Annotated in this window: 13 protein-coding genes and 2 rRNA genes (1 of these 15 running past the window's edge); 7 read left to right on the plus strand and 8 right to left on the minus strand. The window is 36.7% G+C overall.

From position 1 onward, the window contains the following. From IGI65_RS13330 to IGI65_RS13340, 3 genes are all read right to left on the minus strand, one after another. Nucleotides 1–76, minus strand: a 23S ribosomal RNA gene (locus IGI65_RS13330) (it extends 2839 nt beyond the left edge of the window). A 231-nt stretch (nt 77–307) separates the two neighbouring features. Continuing rightward, nucleotides 308–1866, minus strand: a 16S ribosomal RNA gene (locus IGI65_RS13335). Together the 16S and 23S rRNA genes form the textbook arrangement of a ribosomal RNA operon. Nucleotides 1867–2475: 609 nt before the next feature. Then, on the minus strand, nt 2476–3117 hold the full coding sequence (locus IGI65_RS13340) for an HAD-IA family hydrolase (RefSeq protein WP_438774344.1): 642 nt from the start codon (nt 3115–3117) through the stop codon (nt 2476–2478). Nucleotides 3118–3351: 234 nt separating this feature from the next. Between IGI65_RS13340 and IGI65_RS13345 the strand changes: the two genes are divergently transcribed. Together IGI65_RS13345 and IGI65_RS13350 are read left to right on the plus strand one after the other, a co-directional pair. Continuing rightward, nucleotides 3352–4326 carry a ring-cleaving dioxygenase gene (locus IGI65_RS13345; protein WP_438774345.1) on the plus strand — a complete coding sequence of 325 codons (975 nt, stop codon included), beginning with the start codon at nt 3352–3354 and terminating at the stop codon, nt 4324–4326. Between the two features lie 168 nt (nt 4327–4494). Then, entirely contained in the window at nt 4495–5115 is a 621-nt protein-coding gene (locus tag IGI65_RS13350) for a flavin reductase family protein (protein WP_071865081.1), read from the plus strand. 69 nt (nt 5116–5184) lie between these two features. Here the strand turns inward: IGI65_RS13350 and IGI65_RS13355 are convergent, their stop codons facing one another. After that, nucleotides 5185–6519, minus strand: coding sequence for an NAD(P)/FAD-dependent oxidoreductase (locus IGI65_RS13355; protein ID WP_438774346.1), 1335 nt, complete (start codon nt 6517–6519; stop codon nt 5185–5187). Nucleotides 6520–6649: 130 nt separating this feature from the next. On the opposite strand from IGI65_RS13355, the gene IGI65_RS13360 reads away from it, so the two are divergent. Continuing rightward, the gene (locus tag IGI65_RS13360; RefSeq protein WP_438774347.1) at nt 6650–8167 is read left to right on the plus strand and encodes a helix-turn-helix domain-containing protein; all 1518 of its coding nucleotides are present in this window, start codon (nt 6650–6652) and stop codon (nt 8165–8167) included. A gap of 153 nt (nt 8168–8320) precedes the next feature. Then, entirely contained in the window at nt 8321–8773 is a 453-nt protein-coding gene (locus IGI65_RS13365; protein WP_438774348.1) for a DUF2188 domain-containing protein, read from the plus strand. A gap of 224 nt (nt 8774–8997) precedes the next feature. Here IGI65_RS13365 and IGI65_RS13370 read toward each other — a convergent pair whose 3' ends face one another. From IGI65_RS13370 to IGI65_RS13380, 3 genes are all read right to left on the minus strand, one after another. After that, a complete protein-coding gene (locus tag IGI65_RS13370) occupies nt 8998–9819 on the minus strand; it encodes an oxidoreductase (protein WP_262929302.1) in 822 nt (273 codons plus the stop codon). A gap of 13 nt (nt 9820–9832) precedes the next feature. Then, nucleotides 9833–11050 (minus strand): NADH:flavin oxidoreductase/NADH oxidase family protein, encoded by a 1218-nt coding sequence (locus tag IGI65_RS13375; protein WP_438774349.1) that lies wholly within the window; start codon nt 11048–11050, stop codon nt 9833–9835. A gap of 71 nt (nt 11051–11121) precedes the next feature. Beyond that, entirely contained in the window at nt 11122–11433 is a 312-nt protein-coding gene (locus tag IGI65_RS13380) for an ArsR/SmtB family transcription factor (protein ID WP_095006667.1), read from the minus strand. 186 nt (nt 11434–11619) lie between these two features. On the opposite strand from IGI65_RS13380, the gene IGI65_RS13385 reads away from it, so the two are divergent. From IGI65_RS13385 to IGI65_RS13395, 3 genes are read left to right on the plus strand one after another with little or no spacing between them, the layout of a single operon-like run. Next, a complete protein-coding gene (locus IGI65_RS13385; RefSeq protein WP_438774350.1) occupies nt 11620–12657 on the plus strand; it encodes an NADP-dependent oxidoreductase in 1038 nt (345 codons plus the stop codon). After that, entirely contained in the window at nt 12654–13133 is a 480-nt protein-coding gene (locus IGI65_RS13390) for a hypothetical protein (protein ID WP_438774351.1), read from the plus strand. Before IGI65_RS13385 ends, IGI65_RS13390 begins: the two co-directional genes overlap by 4 nt. Nucleotides 13134–13190: 57 nt before the next feature. Further along, nucleotides 13191–13928, plus strand: coding sequence for an NADPH-dependent oxidoreductase (locus IGI65_RS13395; protein WP_438774352.1), 738 nt, complete (start codon nt 13191–13193; stop codon nt 13926–13928). Nucleotides 13929–14157: 229 nt separating this feature from the next. On the opposite strand, the gene IGI65_RS13400 is transcribed toward IGI65_RS13395, so the two are convergent. Then, nucleotides 14158–15489 carry an FAD-containing oxidoreductase gene (locus IGI65_RS13400; RefSeq protein WP_438774353.1) on the minus strand — a complete coding sequence of 444 codons (1332 nt, stop codon included), beginning with the start codon at nt 15487–15489 and terminating at the stop codon, nt 14158–14160. Between the last annotated feature and the right edge of the window lie 258 nt (nt 15490–15747).

Here is a 15747-nt window from a genome sequence, read left to right on the forward strand (position 1 = left end):
GCATATCGGTGTTAGTCCCGTCCTTCATCGGCTCCTAGTGCCAAGGCATCCACCGTGCGCCCTTATTCACTTAACCTTATAAGACCTTTCGGTCTGGTTTTGAGCAGTTCTTCTAGCGATAGAAGCTTACTCAAGAAAATAAGCAATTGAACTTATTAAAAAACTCATTCAACGCGGTGTTCTCGGTTTGTTTTGATTTTTTTCTTCAAGTATCCAGTTTTCAATGAACAAAATTGTTTGAGAGTAGACCTCTCAAAACTGAACAAAGACAAGTTACAAACTGTGTAGTTTCCGTAATATTCCTTAGAAAGGAGGTGATCCAGCCGCACCTTCCGATACGGCTACCTTGTTACGACTTCACCCCAATCATCTATCCCACCTTAGGCGGCTGGCTCCAAATGGTTACCTCACCGACTTCGGGTGTTACAAACTCTCGTGGTGTGACGGGCGGTGTGTACAAGGCCCGGGAACGTATTCACCGCGGCGTGCTGATCCGCGATTACTAGCGATTCCGGCTTCATGTAGGCGAGTTGCAGCCTACAATCCGAACTGAGAGAAGCTTTAAGAGATTAGCTTAGCCTCGCGACTTCGCAACTCGTTGTACTTCCCATTGTAGCACGTGTGTAGCCCAGGTCATAAGGGGCATGATGATTTGACGTCATCCCCACCTTCCTCCGGTTTGTCACCGGCAGTCTCGCTAGAGTGCCCAACTAAATGATGGCAACTAACAATAAGGGTTGCGCTCGTTGCGGGACTTAACCCAACATCTCACGACACGAGCTGACGACAACCATGCACCACCTGTCACTTTGCCCCCGAAGGGGAAGCTCTATCTCTAGAGTGGTCAAAGGATGTCAAGACCTGGTAAGGTTCTTCGCGTTGCTTCGAATTAAACCACATGCTCCACCGCTTGTGCGGGCCCCCGTCAATTCCTTTGAGTTTCAACCTTGCGGTCGTACTCCCCAGGCGGAGTGCTTAATGCGTTTGCTGCAGCACTGAAGGGCGGAAACCCTCCAACACTTAGCACTCATCGTTTACGGCGTGGACTACCAGGGTATCTAATCCTGTTTGCTCCCCACGCTTTCGAGCCTCAGCGTCAGTTACAGACCAGAGAGCCGCCTTCGCCACTGGTGTTCCTCCATATATCTACGCATTTCACCGCTACACATGGAATTCCACTCTCCTCTTCTGCACTCAAGTCTCCCAGTTTCCAATGACCCTCCCCGGTTGAGCCGGGGGCTTTCACATCAGACTTAAAAAACCGCCTGCGCTCGCTTTACGCCCAATAAATCCGGACAACGCTTGCCACCTACGTATTACCGCGGCTGCTGGCACGTAGTTAGCCGTGGCTTTCTGGTTAGATACCGTCAAGGGATGAACTTTTTACTCTCATCCTTGTTCTTCTCTAACAACAGAGTTTTACGATCCGAAAACCTTCTTCACTCACGCGGCGTTGCTCGGTCAGACTTTCGTCCATTGCCGAAGATTCCCTACTGCTGCCTCCCGTAGGAGTCTGGGCCGTGTCTCAGTCCCAGTGTGGCCGATCACCCTCTCAGGTCGGCTATGCATCGTGGCCTTGGTGAGCCGTTACCTCACCAACTAGCTAATGCACCGCGGGTCCATCCTCAAGTGACGCAAAAGCGCCTTTCAAATAATAAACATGTGTTTACTATTGTTATGCGGTATTAGCACCTGTTTCCAAGTGTTATCCCCCGCTTGAGGGCAGGTTACCCACGTGTTACTCACCCGTTCGCCACTCCTCTTTTTCCGGTGGAGCAAGCTCCGGTGGAAAAAGAAGCGTTCGACTTGCATGTATTAGGCACGCCGCCAGCGTTCGTCCTGAGCCAGGATCAAACTCTCATAAAAAGTGTTTGAACAGTCATCAGACTGTTAAGCTCAATAAAATTAACTTTGCTAGCTATTGCTTGCATGTTGTTTGCTTCTATAATAGAAGCGCCCTACACATTGGTTCGTTTGCTTGCTTTGTTCAGTTTTCAAAGGTCTACATCGCTGCTTTTTTAAATGTTTCAGCAACTCTTATATCTTATCAGCTGACGTTTTGTTTGTCAACAGTTTTTTTCAAAAAGTTTTCAAAACTTTTTGAAATGATATTTCATAAAAGTACTGCTCACTAAGCAACTTCGTTAGTTTAGCAATCATTGTTACAATTGTCAACAACTTTTTTCAAGAATATTTCAAGTTGTTTTCAGCTGTGTGACTGCTTCGTCAACGTTGATTAATTTACCACGTAATCTAGGGTTGGTCAACATAAAAACAGAAAAAATTTTCGACTACAAAAAAAGCTAAACAAAGCTATTTCTAACGATTGTTCGGCTTTAGAACGTATACAACAATTTAACCTCCAGTTAATAAAACAAAATCAACTTCATTAAAGACTTTTATTGAACAAAGCCCCTTAGTAAATTCGGATAATTTTCATAAAAAAAAGTGCCAAAGTTATAACTTTGGCACTTTTCACCTGAACAATTCTAACAATTTAAGCGGACTTTCTACAAAAATCTCGCCACCTGCGTCCTTTAGTTCTTCGATGGTACCAAAACCATATAAGACTCCGATTGGTAAAACAGCATTTTCTTTTGCTCCTAAGATGTCGTTTTCTCGATCACCAATCATTACTGCATCATTTTTATCTTTCAAACCAGAAGATGCAATAGCATACGCTAAAACTGCTGATTTTTCCGCCCGTTTATTATCCATGTCTGCTCCATAGATTCCAGTAAAATAAGGGGTAAATTTTAAAAAGTCCAAAATTGCCTTAGCAAAAATTTCTGGCTTGGAAGTAGCTAAATATAACTTTTTCTTGGTAGCAAGTTGATCAAGGGTTTCCTTTATACCAATATAAGGTGTAATTTCAAACATGCCACTAGCTTGATAATATTCACGATAGTAAGCGACTGCTTGTACTGCTTGTTCTTCTGTCATGCCAATTTTCTTAAAAGAGGTAATTAATGGTGGTCCGATAAATGAAAGTAATTTTTCATCTGGCAAATCAGCAAGGTTCATTTTCTTTAATGCATAACGAATAGAAGAAAAAATTCCCTTTTGAGAATTGATGATTGTACCATCCAGATCAAAAAACAAATGATTTTGTTGCAAACAGACACATCCTTTCTATTTCTACTATTAGTCTACTCCAAAAAAAGGGTTATTGTGAATTTTTTTTTGTATGAGCTTGAAGTATTGTGTGCTTACTTATGTTTTAATCCTTACTTTTCTAATTGACTCTTTTTTAATCTTCTAATAGATAAGCATATTAATTGCTGAAAAAACAATTACTCGTTATACTTACTTTTAGTAAGGATAATAATTGAACACTTTGGAGGAATTAAAATGGATACACAAATTAGAGGGCTTCATCATGTGACAGCAATGACTTCTAGCGCTGAAAAAATCTATCGCTTTTTTACTGATATTTTAGGCTTACGTTTAATCAAAAAAACTGTTAACCAAGATGATATTGAAACGTATCATTTATATTTTACCGATGACTTGGGTTCAGCTGGTACAGATATGACTTTTTTTGATTTCCCTGGTATTCCAAAGGGAACAAAAGGAACAAACACTATTTCCCGCACTTCTTTTCGTGTAAAAAATGATGATGCTTTAACTTATTGGATATCACGTTTTGACGACAACAAGGTTGAACATGGTGAAATTAAAGAACGTTTTGGTAAAAAATATCTTGAATTTGAAGACTTTGACAACCAACGCTATCAATTAATTTCTGACCAAAATAATCAAGGCGTAGCCGGTGGTACACCTTGGAAAAATAGTAATGTTCCAAGTCAACATGCTATTGTTGGCTTAGGCCCTGCTTTTGTAACCATTGAAAATTTAGAACATATGACTTTGGTTCTAACAAATGTTTTAGGTTTTAAAGAAATTGCTAGTGATGGTAATTTTCATTTATTTGAAATCGGTGAAGGTGGTAACGGTGCTAGTATTATCGTAGAGCATCGCGATGATATTCCTCGCGCCACAGAAGGTTTTGGCAACGTCCATCATTTAGCGTTACGTGTAGCAGATAAAGAGGCTTTAGAATGGTGGATTGGACGCATTAACGAATTAGAATTTCCTAACTCTGGTTTTACAGAACGTTTTTACTTTGCTTCTGAATACTTTATGGCTGCACCAAATGTTTTATTTGAACTGGCGACGGACGGTCCTGGTTTCTTAGAAGATGAAACGTATGAAACAGCTGGTGAAATCTTATCATTACCACCTTTCTTAGAACCAAAACGTCAAGAAATTGAAGACTACGTACGACCATTTGATACAAGTGATGCTAACAAAAAACGCGCATAAGCTTTTGTTTGAACATCTCGTATCTATGCGTACATTCTAGTTTGATAAATTACTCGAACACACAGTATAGTTGTTTCATTGTCCACAAGCTATTTTTAATCTGCGGACACTTAATCTATATTTGAAGTTGTTCGGGTATTTTTTTATTATAGGAGAGGAGGCCTAATTATGATTCATTTTTCCGCCGCTGACTTGGGAGCAAAACAAAATTATAAATTTTTAACAGGAGCTGTTTCCCCTCGTCCAATCGCTTGGATAACAACGCAAAACAAAGAGAGTGGTATCGTCAACCTTGCGCCTTTTAGCTTTTTTACAGTTGTATCTAGTGATTTACCTTACGTTTTAATTGCAACAACTCGTAAAAATGGGCAAAAAAAAGACACTGCTAACAATTTGAGTCAAACAAAAGAAGGCGTTATTCACGTGGTAGATGAAAATGTCTTACATCAGATGAATGAAACAGCAGCCAACTTAAAGCCTGACGAAAGTGAACTTGCATTAATCAATCTACCGACGGTGAAAAGTCATAGCGTGACCCCACCTGGTCTTGTTGATCCTTTAATTCGTCTAGAAGTTCGCTTACAACAAGAAATTTCTTTACCTGATGATAACGGCAATATTGTTTCTGACTTATTTATTTTAAAAGTTTTAGATTATTATTTTGCTGAAAAAATATTTGATGTCACTAAAGAGTATATCCTAAGCGAAAAATTACGGCCGGTTGCACGCTTAGCAGGGAATAACTATTCTTTATTTGGCGAAGTGTTAACACTCATCCGCCCTCAGTAATTTACTTAAAATTTTAATTACTGCAAAATCAGTTTAAGACACTATCTAACAAAAAAGAATTCTAACCAATTAACTTTGGTCAGAATTCTTTTTTACTTCATTAAAGTTAGCTAAATAATCAGCCGCAGCTTCATTTAATAACGGCGTAAGTGTTACGCTCATCGGAAAAAACGAAGTAGCATTGTAATATAAATCGGTAATCCGCCAACGATTGCGAATCACAATTGCTAATAAGTCACAAAAGATTTGAACTGGTTGTTTACTTAATATTTGCATCCCGACTATTTGCTCGTTTAAATCTATATGTAAAAAAATTTGACTCCCTTCAGTTGAAGCCAATGTGCCTACTTTTATCGTCGTAATACTCTTTCTTTCTTGTTGCGCTTGTTCCTTGGTTAGTCCTACTGAACCTAGATAAAAACCAAAAAGTTTGGTAGATGAAGTATTTAGATACTTCGGCTGCGGGAATTTCTTGCCACTGATATTGCTTGCTACAGTCCGAGCAGTTTGACGTGCATGTGTCACTTTTGATAGGCGTACTTTTTTATTGGTGATTAATTCTGGTATTCCAATTAAATCTCCCACCGCATAAACGTTTGGCCGAGTAGTTTGTAAATAAGAGTTAACTGCTACTGATTTATCTGGTAAAAGAGTTACCCCATCCCAATAAAGCTCACTATTCGGTCGGGAATTATTTGCAATTACTAACAGGTCACAATCTATTGAAGACTCGATTAACTGTAGTTTTAATCCTTTGTCTTTTTTAGTTACTTCAATGAGATGATCAGCACACAAAACAGCAGTCTTTTTTCGTTCAAATTGTGACAAGAGAAAATCACTAATTTCTTTATCATAATACGCCTGTAATAATCGCTGATTGGGACCAAACAAAACTACCTTTTTCCCGTCTTGAAGCAACGCTTCAGCTAACTCAACTCCCGCATGTCCGAGCCCAGAAATCGCAATCGTTTGTGCTGTTTTCAAAGCATCCATTAACTTTTGTGATTGAAAAAATGATTTATAACAATAAATTTCACTAAACTCCGCATACTTTTTTGACACGTATTGACGTGAGCCTGTTGCTAAAACTAAATTTTCATAAGTTTCCGCTAATTTCTTAACACCGTCAGTAAAAAAAACTGTTTTCTGTTGCCAGTCAATTTTTATTACTTCATATCCAAAATAGCTTTTAACACCGATTTTGTTTAAATCGGCAATCGGTGCTGTGGCCTCTTGTAGTCTACCAACGGCTTGCTTTAAAACCAGATTAATCCCACTGGCAATGAAAGGTGTCACCGTTTCTTTTTCAATCAAAATCACTTCATGATCTGCATCAAATCTTTTTAATTCCCGTGCTACCATTTGACCACTATGTGAAGCACCAATAATTATCGTTTTTTTCATCAGCAAGCCTCCTTTTCTTTTCATTTTACTTCATTTTTTTTGTTTTTTCTAATATTATAAAGATGATGCAACAGACCAAAATCTTATTTTTTGTTATACAACAATCATTTAAACTACAAGGGGGCATAATTTGTTAAAAAGAGAATTGCTCGAAAAACCATACGATTTAATGAATGACATCTTAGTCTACCTGTACAATAATGGCGGTCAGTGTACTAAGGAAAATCTTTGCCGCAACTTAGTGATTACGCCTAATACGCTAAGTGAATATACCACTCTTTTACAAAACTTTATTGTAGAAAACGATTTTTCAGCTGATATTACGATTATTGAAGATACTCAAACGTTATTTTTGCAAAAAAAGCCTACTTTTCCCTTAAAATTATGTTATCTGAAGTTTTTGGAACGCTCTATCAAATATCAAATAATAAAATGGTTATTTACCAATGGATCGATTAATGGACCGGTATTTCAAGATTATTTTAATATCAGCTCAGCCACTTACTATCGGCGAGTTACGGAATTAAATGCGCTTTTAGAAGAATTTCAACTTTCGTTTAGACGAGGAAAAATTATCGGAAATGAAACTCAAATACGTTACTTTTACTATTGTTACTTCTGGTTTTTGCGTGAAAATAAAGAAGACTTAGATCAAGAAATCAACAAATTATATATTCCATTAATTGATGAACTAACAGAAGCATTGGATATTACTTTTGATCACTTGGAAGAACTTCAGATTAAACTGTGGATGAAAATAACATTCACGCGACTGAACCAAACTCGAGAATATACTTTTGCGGCAGATTTTGAACGTAAAGATCGCCCCCTCTTTGATGAACTAAATCAAATTTTGTTTCATTATATGAAAAACTACGATCGTCCTTATACGCTTTATGAAGGGTTGATGTTTTACGATTTCTTTTGCAGTCTACGAAATTTTTCGGTTTACTCACCTTTTGCATATCGTTTAGCACAGCAACAACGTGAAGAGAAAACATATTTGGATTATCAAAATCAGCAAATTTTAAATTACTTAAATCAAATTGGCTATCTACAAAATAATTTTTTCCCGAAACGGCACCGTATTTTGTCACATTATTTATATCAGTATCACTCGCAACTCTATTATTTTGACGGTTTCATTCTTAATTTTGATTCTTGGGGCTTATTTTTAACCGCCCAAAACTTAAGGGAACCCTTTAATTTTGATGATGTGCACAAGTTTATGGATTTTTGTCAAAAACAATTTTATCCAAATGACCCTTTGCAACGTTATCGGAATGTCTTATCTGAAATCAACTATTCATCGATCTTAAATATTGCACAAGATTTAGCCAATAAACATATTGCAATTGCCGTTCACCATAGTTTAAATCCATTTTTAGCAGCATTGACGATTCAGTTGTTAAAAAATACCTTAGGCAATAAGTATGAACTCGATTTAACAGTGTATGATGATGAAACATCTCATGACATTTTATTGTCAAACATCTATAATGAAAATTTTGCAACAAATAGCAGTTATTATTATGTTTTTTCCGATTGTTGTAATCAGTATGATGTGTTAGAAATTGAAAAACTTATTCAACAAGTTATTGCCGATCAATTCACTCAACAGCCTAACGAAGATAATAATCTCACGTAATAACCATTTCATTTTTGAATAGAAAAGTCGCTTGTTTTTACTATACCGTCCCAATCTATACACAGAACTTTAAACGTGATCCAATCTTCTCAATTTCAAAAAAATTTTTATCGTAGTATGATGAAAATAACAACAAAAATTGGAGGCGGTTTTATGGCTTGGAACATGAAAGACTACCCTGCATCAATGAAAAATTTGGATACGCTTGTAAAAAAGAAGGCAATTGAAATTGCCAATGCCCTACTCGCTGATGATTATCCAGAAGATCGTGCCATTCCAATTGCAATCAGTCAAGCAGAAAAATGGTATAACAAAGCGAGTGAAAAAGAAAAGGCTACATTTAAACAAACAGCTAATCCGCAAAAAGACGATACCCATCACAAAGATAAAAATGCGACGAAATTACTGGATGCTGATGTTAATGTAAAATATTCCGGTGATACGTGGGAGGTATTTTCGACTGGTGCCAAACGAGCGAGTGATACATTTGAAAAAAAAGAAGATGCCATTGCCCGTGGCAAAGAAATTGCAGCTAATAAGAAATCCACCTTACAAATTTATAAACAAGATGGTACTTTACAAACTACTCATGACTACAGCGAATAACCATAACTATTTAAACACAGCATACTCATAGATTCAGTCGAGATTTCAGCAAAAAAGCAACTTTTGTTTACGAAAATTTATTGTTGATTGCACTTTAGCAGCAGGTTAATATCTGTAACCAGTAAGAAGCCACCCTTATCATTTAAGGAGTGGCTTCTTCTGTTACTAAAAAAATAATTTTAAAGTAAGTTTGTGATTGTAATTTCTTTCTTTTAAACTTGTTCTTATACAACCTTTTGTATCAGACTATCAAACCAACGCGTAGGTAAAATAGTGTGAAAAAATACAGACGCTTTGGCGCCATAACCCACAAGATATCTCGTTTTTGGACGTTTACTATGCACCGCTTTTACTATTGTTTCTGCAATTAACTTAGGATCTGACAGTCGATTGGAGGTATAAGATTTTTTCATTTTTTTCGCTGCTTCATTTGCTCGAATTTCATAAGCGGTCTTTTGAGAGGATTCTTTAAGATGATCAGCTGCGATTATACCCCAATTGGTTTTAATACCACCTGGTTCAATAATTACTACATCAATTCCAAAGGGTTTCGTTTCCATGCGCAGAGCATCACTAAAGGCTTCTAAGGCATATTTTGTTGCATGATACCAAGCCCCCATATAGGTAGTGACACGACCCGCCATTGATGAAATATTAATTATTTTCCCATTTTTTTGCTTTCTCATATATGGTAAAACCAACTGAACAAGCCGCGCCAGCCCAAATAAATTCACTTCAAACTGATTGCGTGCTTCTTGTAGCGAAACATTTTCAATTACGCCATAAGAACCATAGCCGGCATTATTAATTAAAATATCAATTTTACCTGCATCATGAATTATTGTATCTACTAAATTAACAATTGAAGCTTCTTCTGTAATATCAAGTTTTAAACTTTGTAAGCCTTTTTCCTTGAGCGGCTCCATCTTTTCTACTCTTCGGGCAGCACCATATACACGATATCCTTGCTGCAACAACATTTCAGCCGTTTGATAACCAATACCGCTTGACGCACCTGTAATTAAAACAACTTTTCCATTATCCATTTTGATTCCTCCTCTAAGCTCTTTGTGGCAGTAACATAGTAAAACCTTGTGTTTTAAAAGCGAACCAAAGCGGAATCCACGCATTTTGGGTACGTTTCACCGGTTTGTTTTTAGCAATTCTCACCATTTGCATTTCATAATAGCTTAACCCAATATAACTTCCGGCTTTTTTATCTAAAGACTTAATCCCTGTACTTAACATTTCCAGATTAATTTCTTTGAAGGTGCCTTTTGCTGCTTGATTTGGCAGATCAGGAATTAAGGCAATGGCTCTTGCTAATCCTACCATCTCAGTTTCATGATTTAACACAGCATGTTCCATTCCGGCTAAGGTACGAAATCCCCCAGTTACAATAATTGGTGTCTCGATTCCTTTTTTAGCTTTTGCCGCATAATCAATGAAGAAGGCCCCTTTTGCATTACTACCTTGGACCATGGTATTTTCATAGTTTCCGCCCGATATCTCGATTAAATCTACACCTAATTTAGCCATTTGATGAATAACTTCAATTGAATCTTCCTCGCTAAATCCACCATCACGAAAATCAGAAGAGTTAATTTTCAAGGCAATTGGAAATTTTTCACCAACTTTTTTTCTCATTGCTTCGTAAACTTCTACAATAATTCGCATTCTATTTTCAAGAGAACCTCCGTATTGATCTGTGCGAATATTTGAAATAGGAGACAAAAATTGACTCAATAGATACCCATGTGCTGCGTGAATTTCTACTCCTCCAAAACCGGTTTTTTTAACAATCGCTGCTGAAGTAGCAAAACGTTGAACGATTTCCTGAATTTCAAATACAGTTAACGCTCTAGGCTTATTAAAAGCAAATGAATTGGGGCCCTCAAGAGGGACTGCACTTGGGCCAACTGGTTGTGCACTCACATGTTTTGGTGATTGTCGTCCAGGGTGATTTAATTGTACCCAAGTTTGAGCTCCGTTAATTTTCCCTGCATCTGCCCACCTTTTTAGAAGAGCCAAATCTTTCTCGTTTTCTATCACAATATTCCCTTTTTCTCCAAGGGCATTGGAGTCAATCATCACATTCCCGGTTATTAATAAACCAGTCCCTCCCAGCGCCCAGTTACGATATAAGTTGATGATAGCTTCTGTTGGACGATAATTATCATCTCCCATCACTTCACTCATAGCAGGTTTTACAAAGCGATTTTTTACAACAATACCGTTTTTTAGTTTTAATGGTTGAAATAGCATATTTTGATTCATTTATTACAGCTCCTTAACAGTCATTATGTTTAAACGTTTAAACATTAGTTTTAAAAAATAAAAACTTATTGCTAAGCTTTATTTTTCGTATCCGCTTCTAAAGATTGCGTTAACGCTTTTAACAGCGCTAATGTACTCGTCATATCTGCACTATAATAGCGTTCTGTCCCACTTTGACTGACGGACAATATTCCGGCATTCAACATTAATTTCAAATGATGAGAAACAGCGGGTCTTGATAATGATAATTTTTCAGTAATTTGATTTACCGTCATACGATTTGTTTTACAAAGCATAACCAAGATTTGTTGCCGATTTTCATCTTGTAATATCGTAAAAATTGGGATTCCTTTTTTAAAAATTTCCAATGTTTGTTCTGCCAATTTTAATTACCTCCTCTTTGTCATAACGTTTATCTTCTTAAACCATTAAACGCTAGAATTTTTTATTTGTCAATCATTATTGGTTGACATTTTTAAACCAACAAACTAAACTCAGAAACATAATCGTTCAAAAAAATAAACCAACAAACACAAAACCGAATTCAACAAAAAATGGAGGAAAAGAAAATGACAAAGAAAATGAAGGCTGCTGTAATTGATCACTATAAACAATCCATGCCAAAACTAAAGGAAGTCAATGTGCCAAATATTCGCACAAACGATGTATTGGTAAAAATTGTCGCCGCCAGCATTAATCCGATTGATTTAAAAACCAAAGACGGCGGACTGAAAATGTTACTTAAATATGAGATGCCGATGATTATGGGCAGTGATTTTTCAGGCGTTATTACAAAAGTTGGGGCAAATGTTTCCAAATATCAAGTTGGTGATGCTGTTTATGGGCGCGTCCAAAAAAATCGGATTGGTACTTTTGCAGAATATATCGCCGTTGACCAAGGAGACATCGCTTTAAAACCGGATAATATTAATTTTGAAGAAGCGGCGTCAATTCCTTTGGTAGGTTTAACTAGCTATCAAGCACTACATGATATTATGCAAATTAAACCTGGACAAAAAGTTATGATTCAAGGAGGTTCTGGTGGTATTGGTACCATTGCTATCCAAATCGCCAAATATCTCGGTGCCTATGTTGCCACGACCACTTCCGCAGATAATTTTGACTTGGTTAAATCTCTAGGCGCTGATTATCCTATTGATTATCGGACAACAGATTTTTCTACGGTACTTTCAGATTATGATTATGTCTTTGATACTCGTGGCGGCAAAACATTAGAAGATGCCTTTAAAATTGTTAAACCCGGTGGCAAAGTAGTTAGCATTGCTGGATTACCAAACCAACGCTTCGGCAAAGAATATGGTGTGCCATTGTGGAAACAATTGGCTTTTGGTTTGGCTACCCATAAATTAACCAAATTGGAAAAACAAACAGGTGCTTCTTATACTTTTTTATTTATGAAACCCAGTGGTGCACAACTGGATATTTTAGGCCAATTGATTGAAACAGAAACTATTAAGCCTATTATTGACCGAGTGGTACCTTTTACAGAAATTGAAAAAGCACTTACCTATTCAAAATCTGGACGAGCAAAAGGTAAAATTATTTTGCAAATGACCAATGATTCAGAAAACGAGGTACGAAAATGATAACAACTAGTTTATTATTTATCATAGTATTCATTGGACTATTTTTAATCCGTCGTGCCGAAAAACGAGCTATTACAAAGATAACACTCTTATTGGAAATGACGGCCACTACAACTTTGAGTTATTTAGCGGCACTGATTATCTGGCTTTTAGCTAATCGCTTTTCTTTGCTGCATAATACTGGTGTAACATGGCTTATCTGGGTACTCATGTTCATTTGTGGCGTAATTGGCGTCCGTACACTAGGAAATCGCTTGAAAGAAACCAGTCAAGAAACAAAAAACATCTGGATTATACCTTTTGCAAAAGAACTGGCATATCATGCTTCTGTTTTTTGGAAATTGATTGCTGTAATTGCAATGATGACTTTTCTTAGCACGGCTATGCTACCGAATAACTTTTTCTTACTTTCCTTAAGTTTTACACTTACAGTAGCTCTGATGATGGAAAGTGCCGTCAAGCTGTTTCGTTTGTAAAATAACACTATAAAAGCTACGATTTACTCAACTCAGATTACTAAAGGAGATAATAATATGGCAGAACAAAATGATATGATTCAAACATTATTAAATCACAGCTCTGTGCGAAATTTTACAGAACAGCAAATTGATGAAACCACAAAACAAACCATTCTCACTTGTGCACAAATGGCTCCAACTTCCAGTTATCTGCAAGCATACTCAATTATTGAAGTCACTGATATTGAAAAACGCAATGCTTTAAGTGAAATCTCTGGTGGACAAGAATGGGTTACAAAAGCGCCATTAGCCTTGGTTTTCTGCGCCGATTTACATCGAAGTGAAACATTATTGGAAGTTTCTGATGAGGCAGTTTTTGAAAACACTGAGCTTTATACCGTGGCAGTAGTCGATGCTTCACTAGCGGCACAAAAAGCGCTAATTGCTGCACAAAGTATGGGGTTAGGTGGCATTACAGTCGGAGGTATTCGTAATGATATGCCCCGCTTAGCGACTCTTTTCAACTTACCAGATAAAGTGGTACCACTTTTTATTTTATGTATCGGGTATCCCGCTGAACCTGCTGTACAAAAACCACGGTTGCCACAAGCATTCGTCGTTGGTAAAGATAGTTACCCAGAAGAAAGTATGAGTATTGCAACTTATAACCAAACCGTTAGCGACTTTTTCTACCATCTAACAAATGGTGTTGATCAGTATAACTGGGTAGAACGTTGCAGCCATGCCATTAATCAAAAACCCCGTTATGAAGTAACTGATTTTGTCAAAAAAGCAGGATTACTATTAAAATAATTTGCGATGTATACAAATCACATAATAGCTATTGTTATGAAACGTCATTATTTTAAAAGCCGATTGTAACAGAAGTATTCGGCTTCAAGAATAAGAATGAGTTTTAAGAAAATCGTTGTTCAAATTTTAGCGAAATTTCTGCTTATGGCTTATTAAAAAAATTCACTTCTGGAACACACCGATAACAAAAGCAGTATGACAAGAATTTTGTCATACTGCTTTTTTTAACTTATTTCAATACATCATTTAATGCTTCACTCATAGTTGGATGAGAATAAATATGATCTCGTAATAAAGTATATGGTAATTGTCCTTTCATGGCTAGGGCAATTAAGTTGATGACTTCATGAGATTCTTCAGCATAAATGCTGGCACCTAAAATTTGATCATTTTCTGGATCTACTAATACTTTGAACATCCCTTTTGGATCTTCTAACACTTGTGCTTTTGGCACACCTGCACTCATAAATTTAAACAATTTATATGGTACTCCCGCTTTTTTAGCTGCTTTTTCCGTCAAGCCAACATTAGATAGCGGTGGCGTAATAAAGACGCTGTATGGTACTACATTGCGATCAGATACGCGGCGTTTACTTTCACCTACTAATTGATCTAAAATAATCCGATAATCATCTAATGAAATATAAGTAAACTGTAAACCGCCTTTTACATCCCCAATTGCCCAAACATTTTCCGCTGTCGTTTTTAAAAGATCATCTACCACAATTGCGCCACGATCATCAACTTTAATGTTTGTATTTTCCAATCCTAAATTAGCCGTATTTGGTTTTCTACCAGTAGCAGCTAATACTTTGTCTGCTTTAATTGTCTTTTCTGCCCCATTTTCTGTAAAGGTGACATTGACAAAATCTTCACCATCTTCAACTTTATCAACTGAAACCCCTAAATGAAAGCTAATACCAGCAGCGGTTAAATCTTGATAAATCATTTCTGATACATCATCATCTTCTCTTGGAATGAACTCTTGATGGGCATCTAAAACGACAACTTTACTACCATAACTTGCAAACATGGCCGCAAATTCTAAACCGATATATCCTGCTCCAATAATTACTAATGTTTCTGGCAATTTATTTTGATCCATTGCACTAGTTGAATCAAGTAAATAATTACTCGTAGCTAAACCAGGAATTGGTAAAATTATTGGCAAGGCGCCAGTGTTAATGAAGATTTTTTCCCCTTCAACTTGCATAGTTGTCTGATCAGGTAAAGTTACTTCTAAAACATGATCGGAAATAAACTTCGCAGTGCCATCCAAAACTGTACCCGTCGGTTCATCGGCAACCATATGATAATTTTTATTACGTAACTTACCAGTCAATTTTTCTTTATGGGCAACTGCTGTGGTAAAATCCAACTTTTTCTCACCATTTATAATGAGGGATTTTGATGGAATACAGCCGATATTGATACAAGTTCCCCCGTACATCCGCTGTGATTTTTCAATTACTAAAACAGATTTTCCTTTAGCCGCCAATGTTTTGGCTAATGTTTTACCACCTTTACCAAAGCCGATAATAATATTTTCATATTTTTCCATGTTGCACCTCCATTAATCAACTTATGATTTTGTTTCATCATAAGTTGATTATAGAAGAGGGTTGAAGAAGATGTAAAATCATTTGATTGGTACTATTAGAAACCTTGAAAGAAACAGTGCATAACAATTAGCGTACGAATCAAGAAATTTTTATAGTTTACCACTAACAATAATCAGGTTTCTAGTCACCTAATAAATACATTGTTCAATAAACAAAAATTTACCGCCCAAGTTTGTAAAGCATAAACTGCTTCCTTA

The sequence above is a fragment of the Enterococcus sp. DIV0755b genome (assembly GCF_051713765.1).
Lineage (GTDB): Bacteria > Bacillota > Bacilli > Lactobacillales > Enterococcaceae > Enterococcus_C > Enterococcus_C canintestini.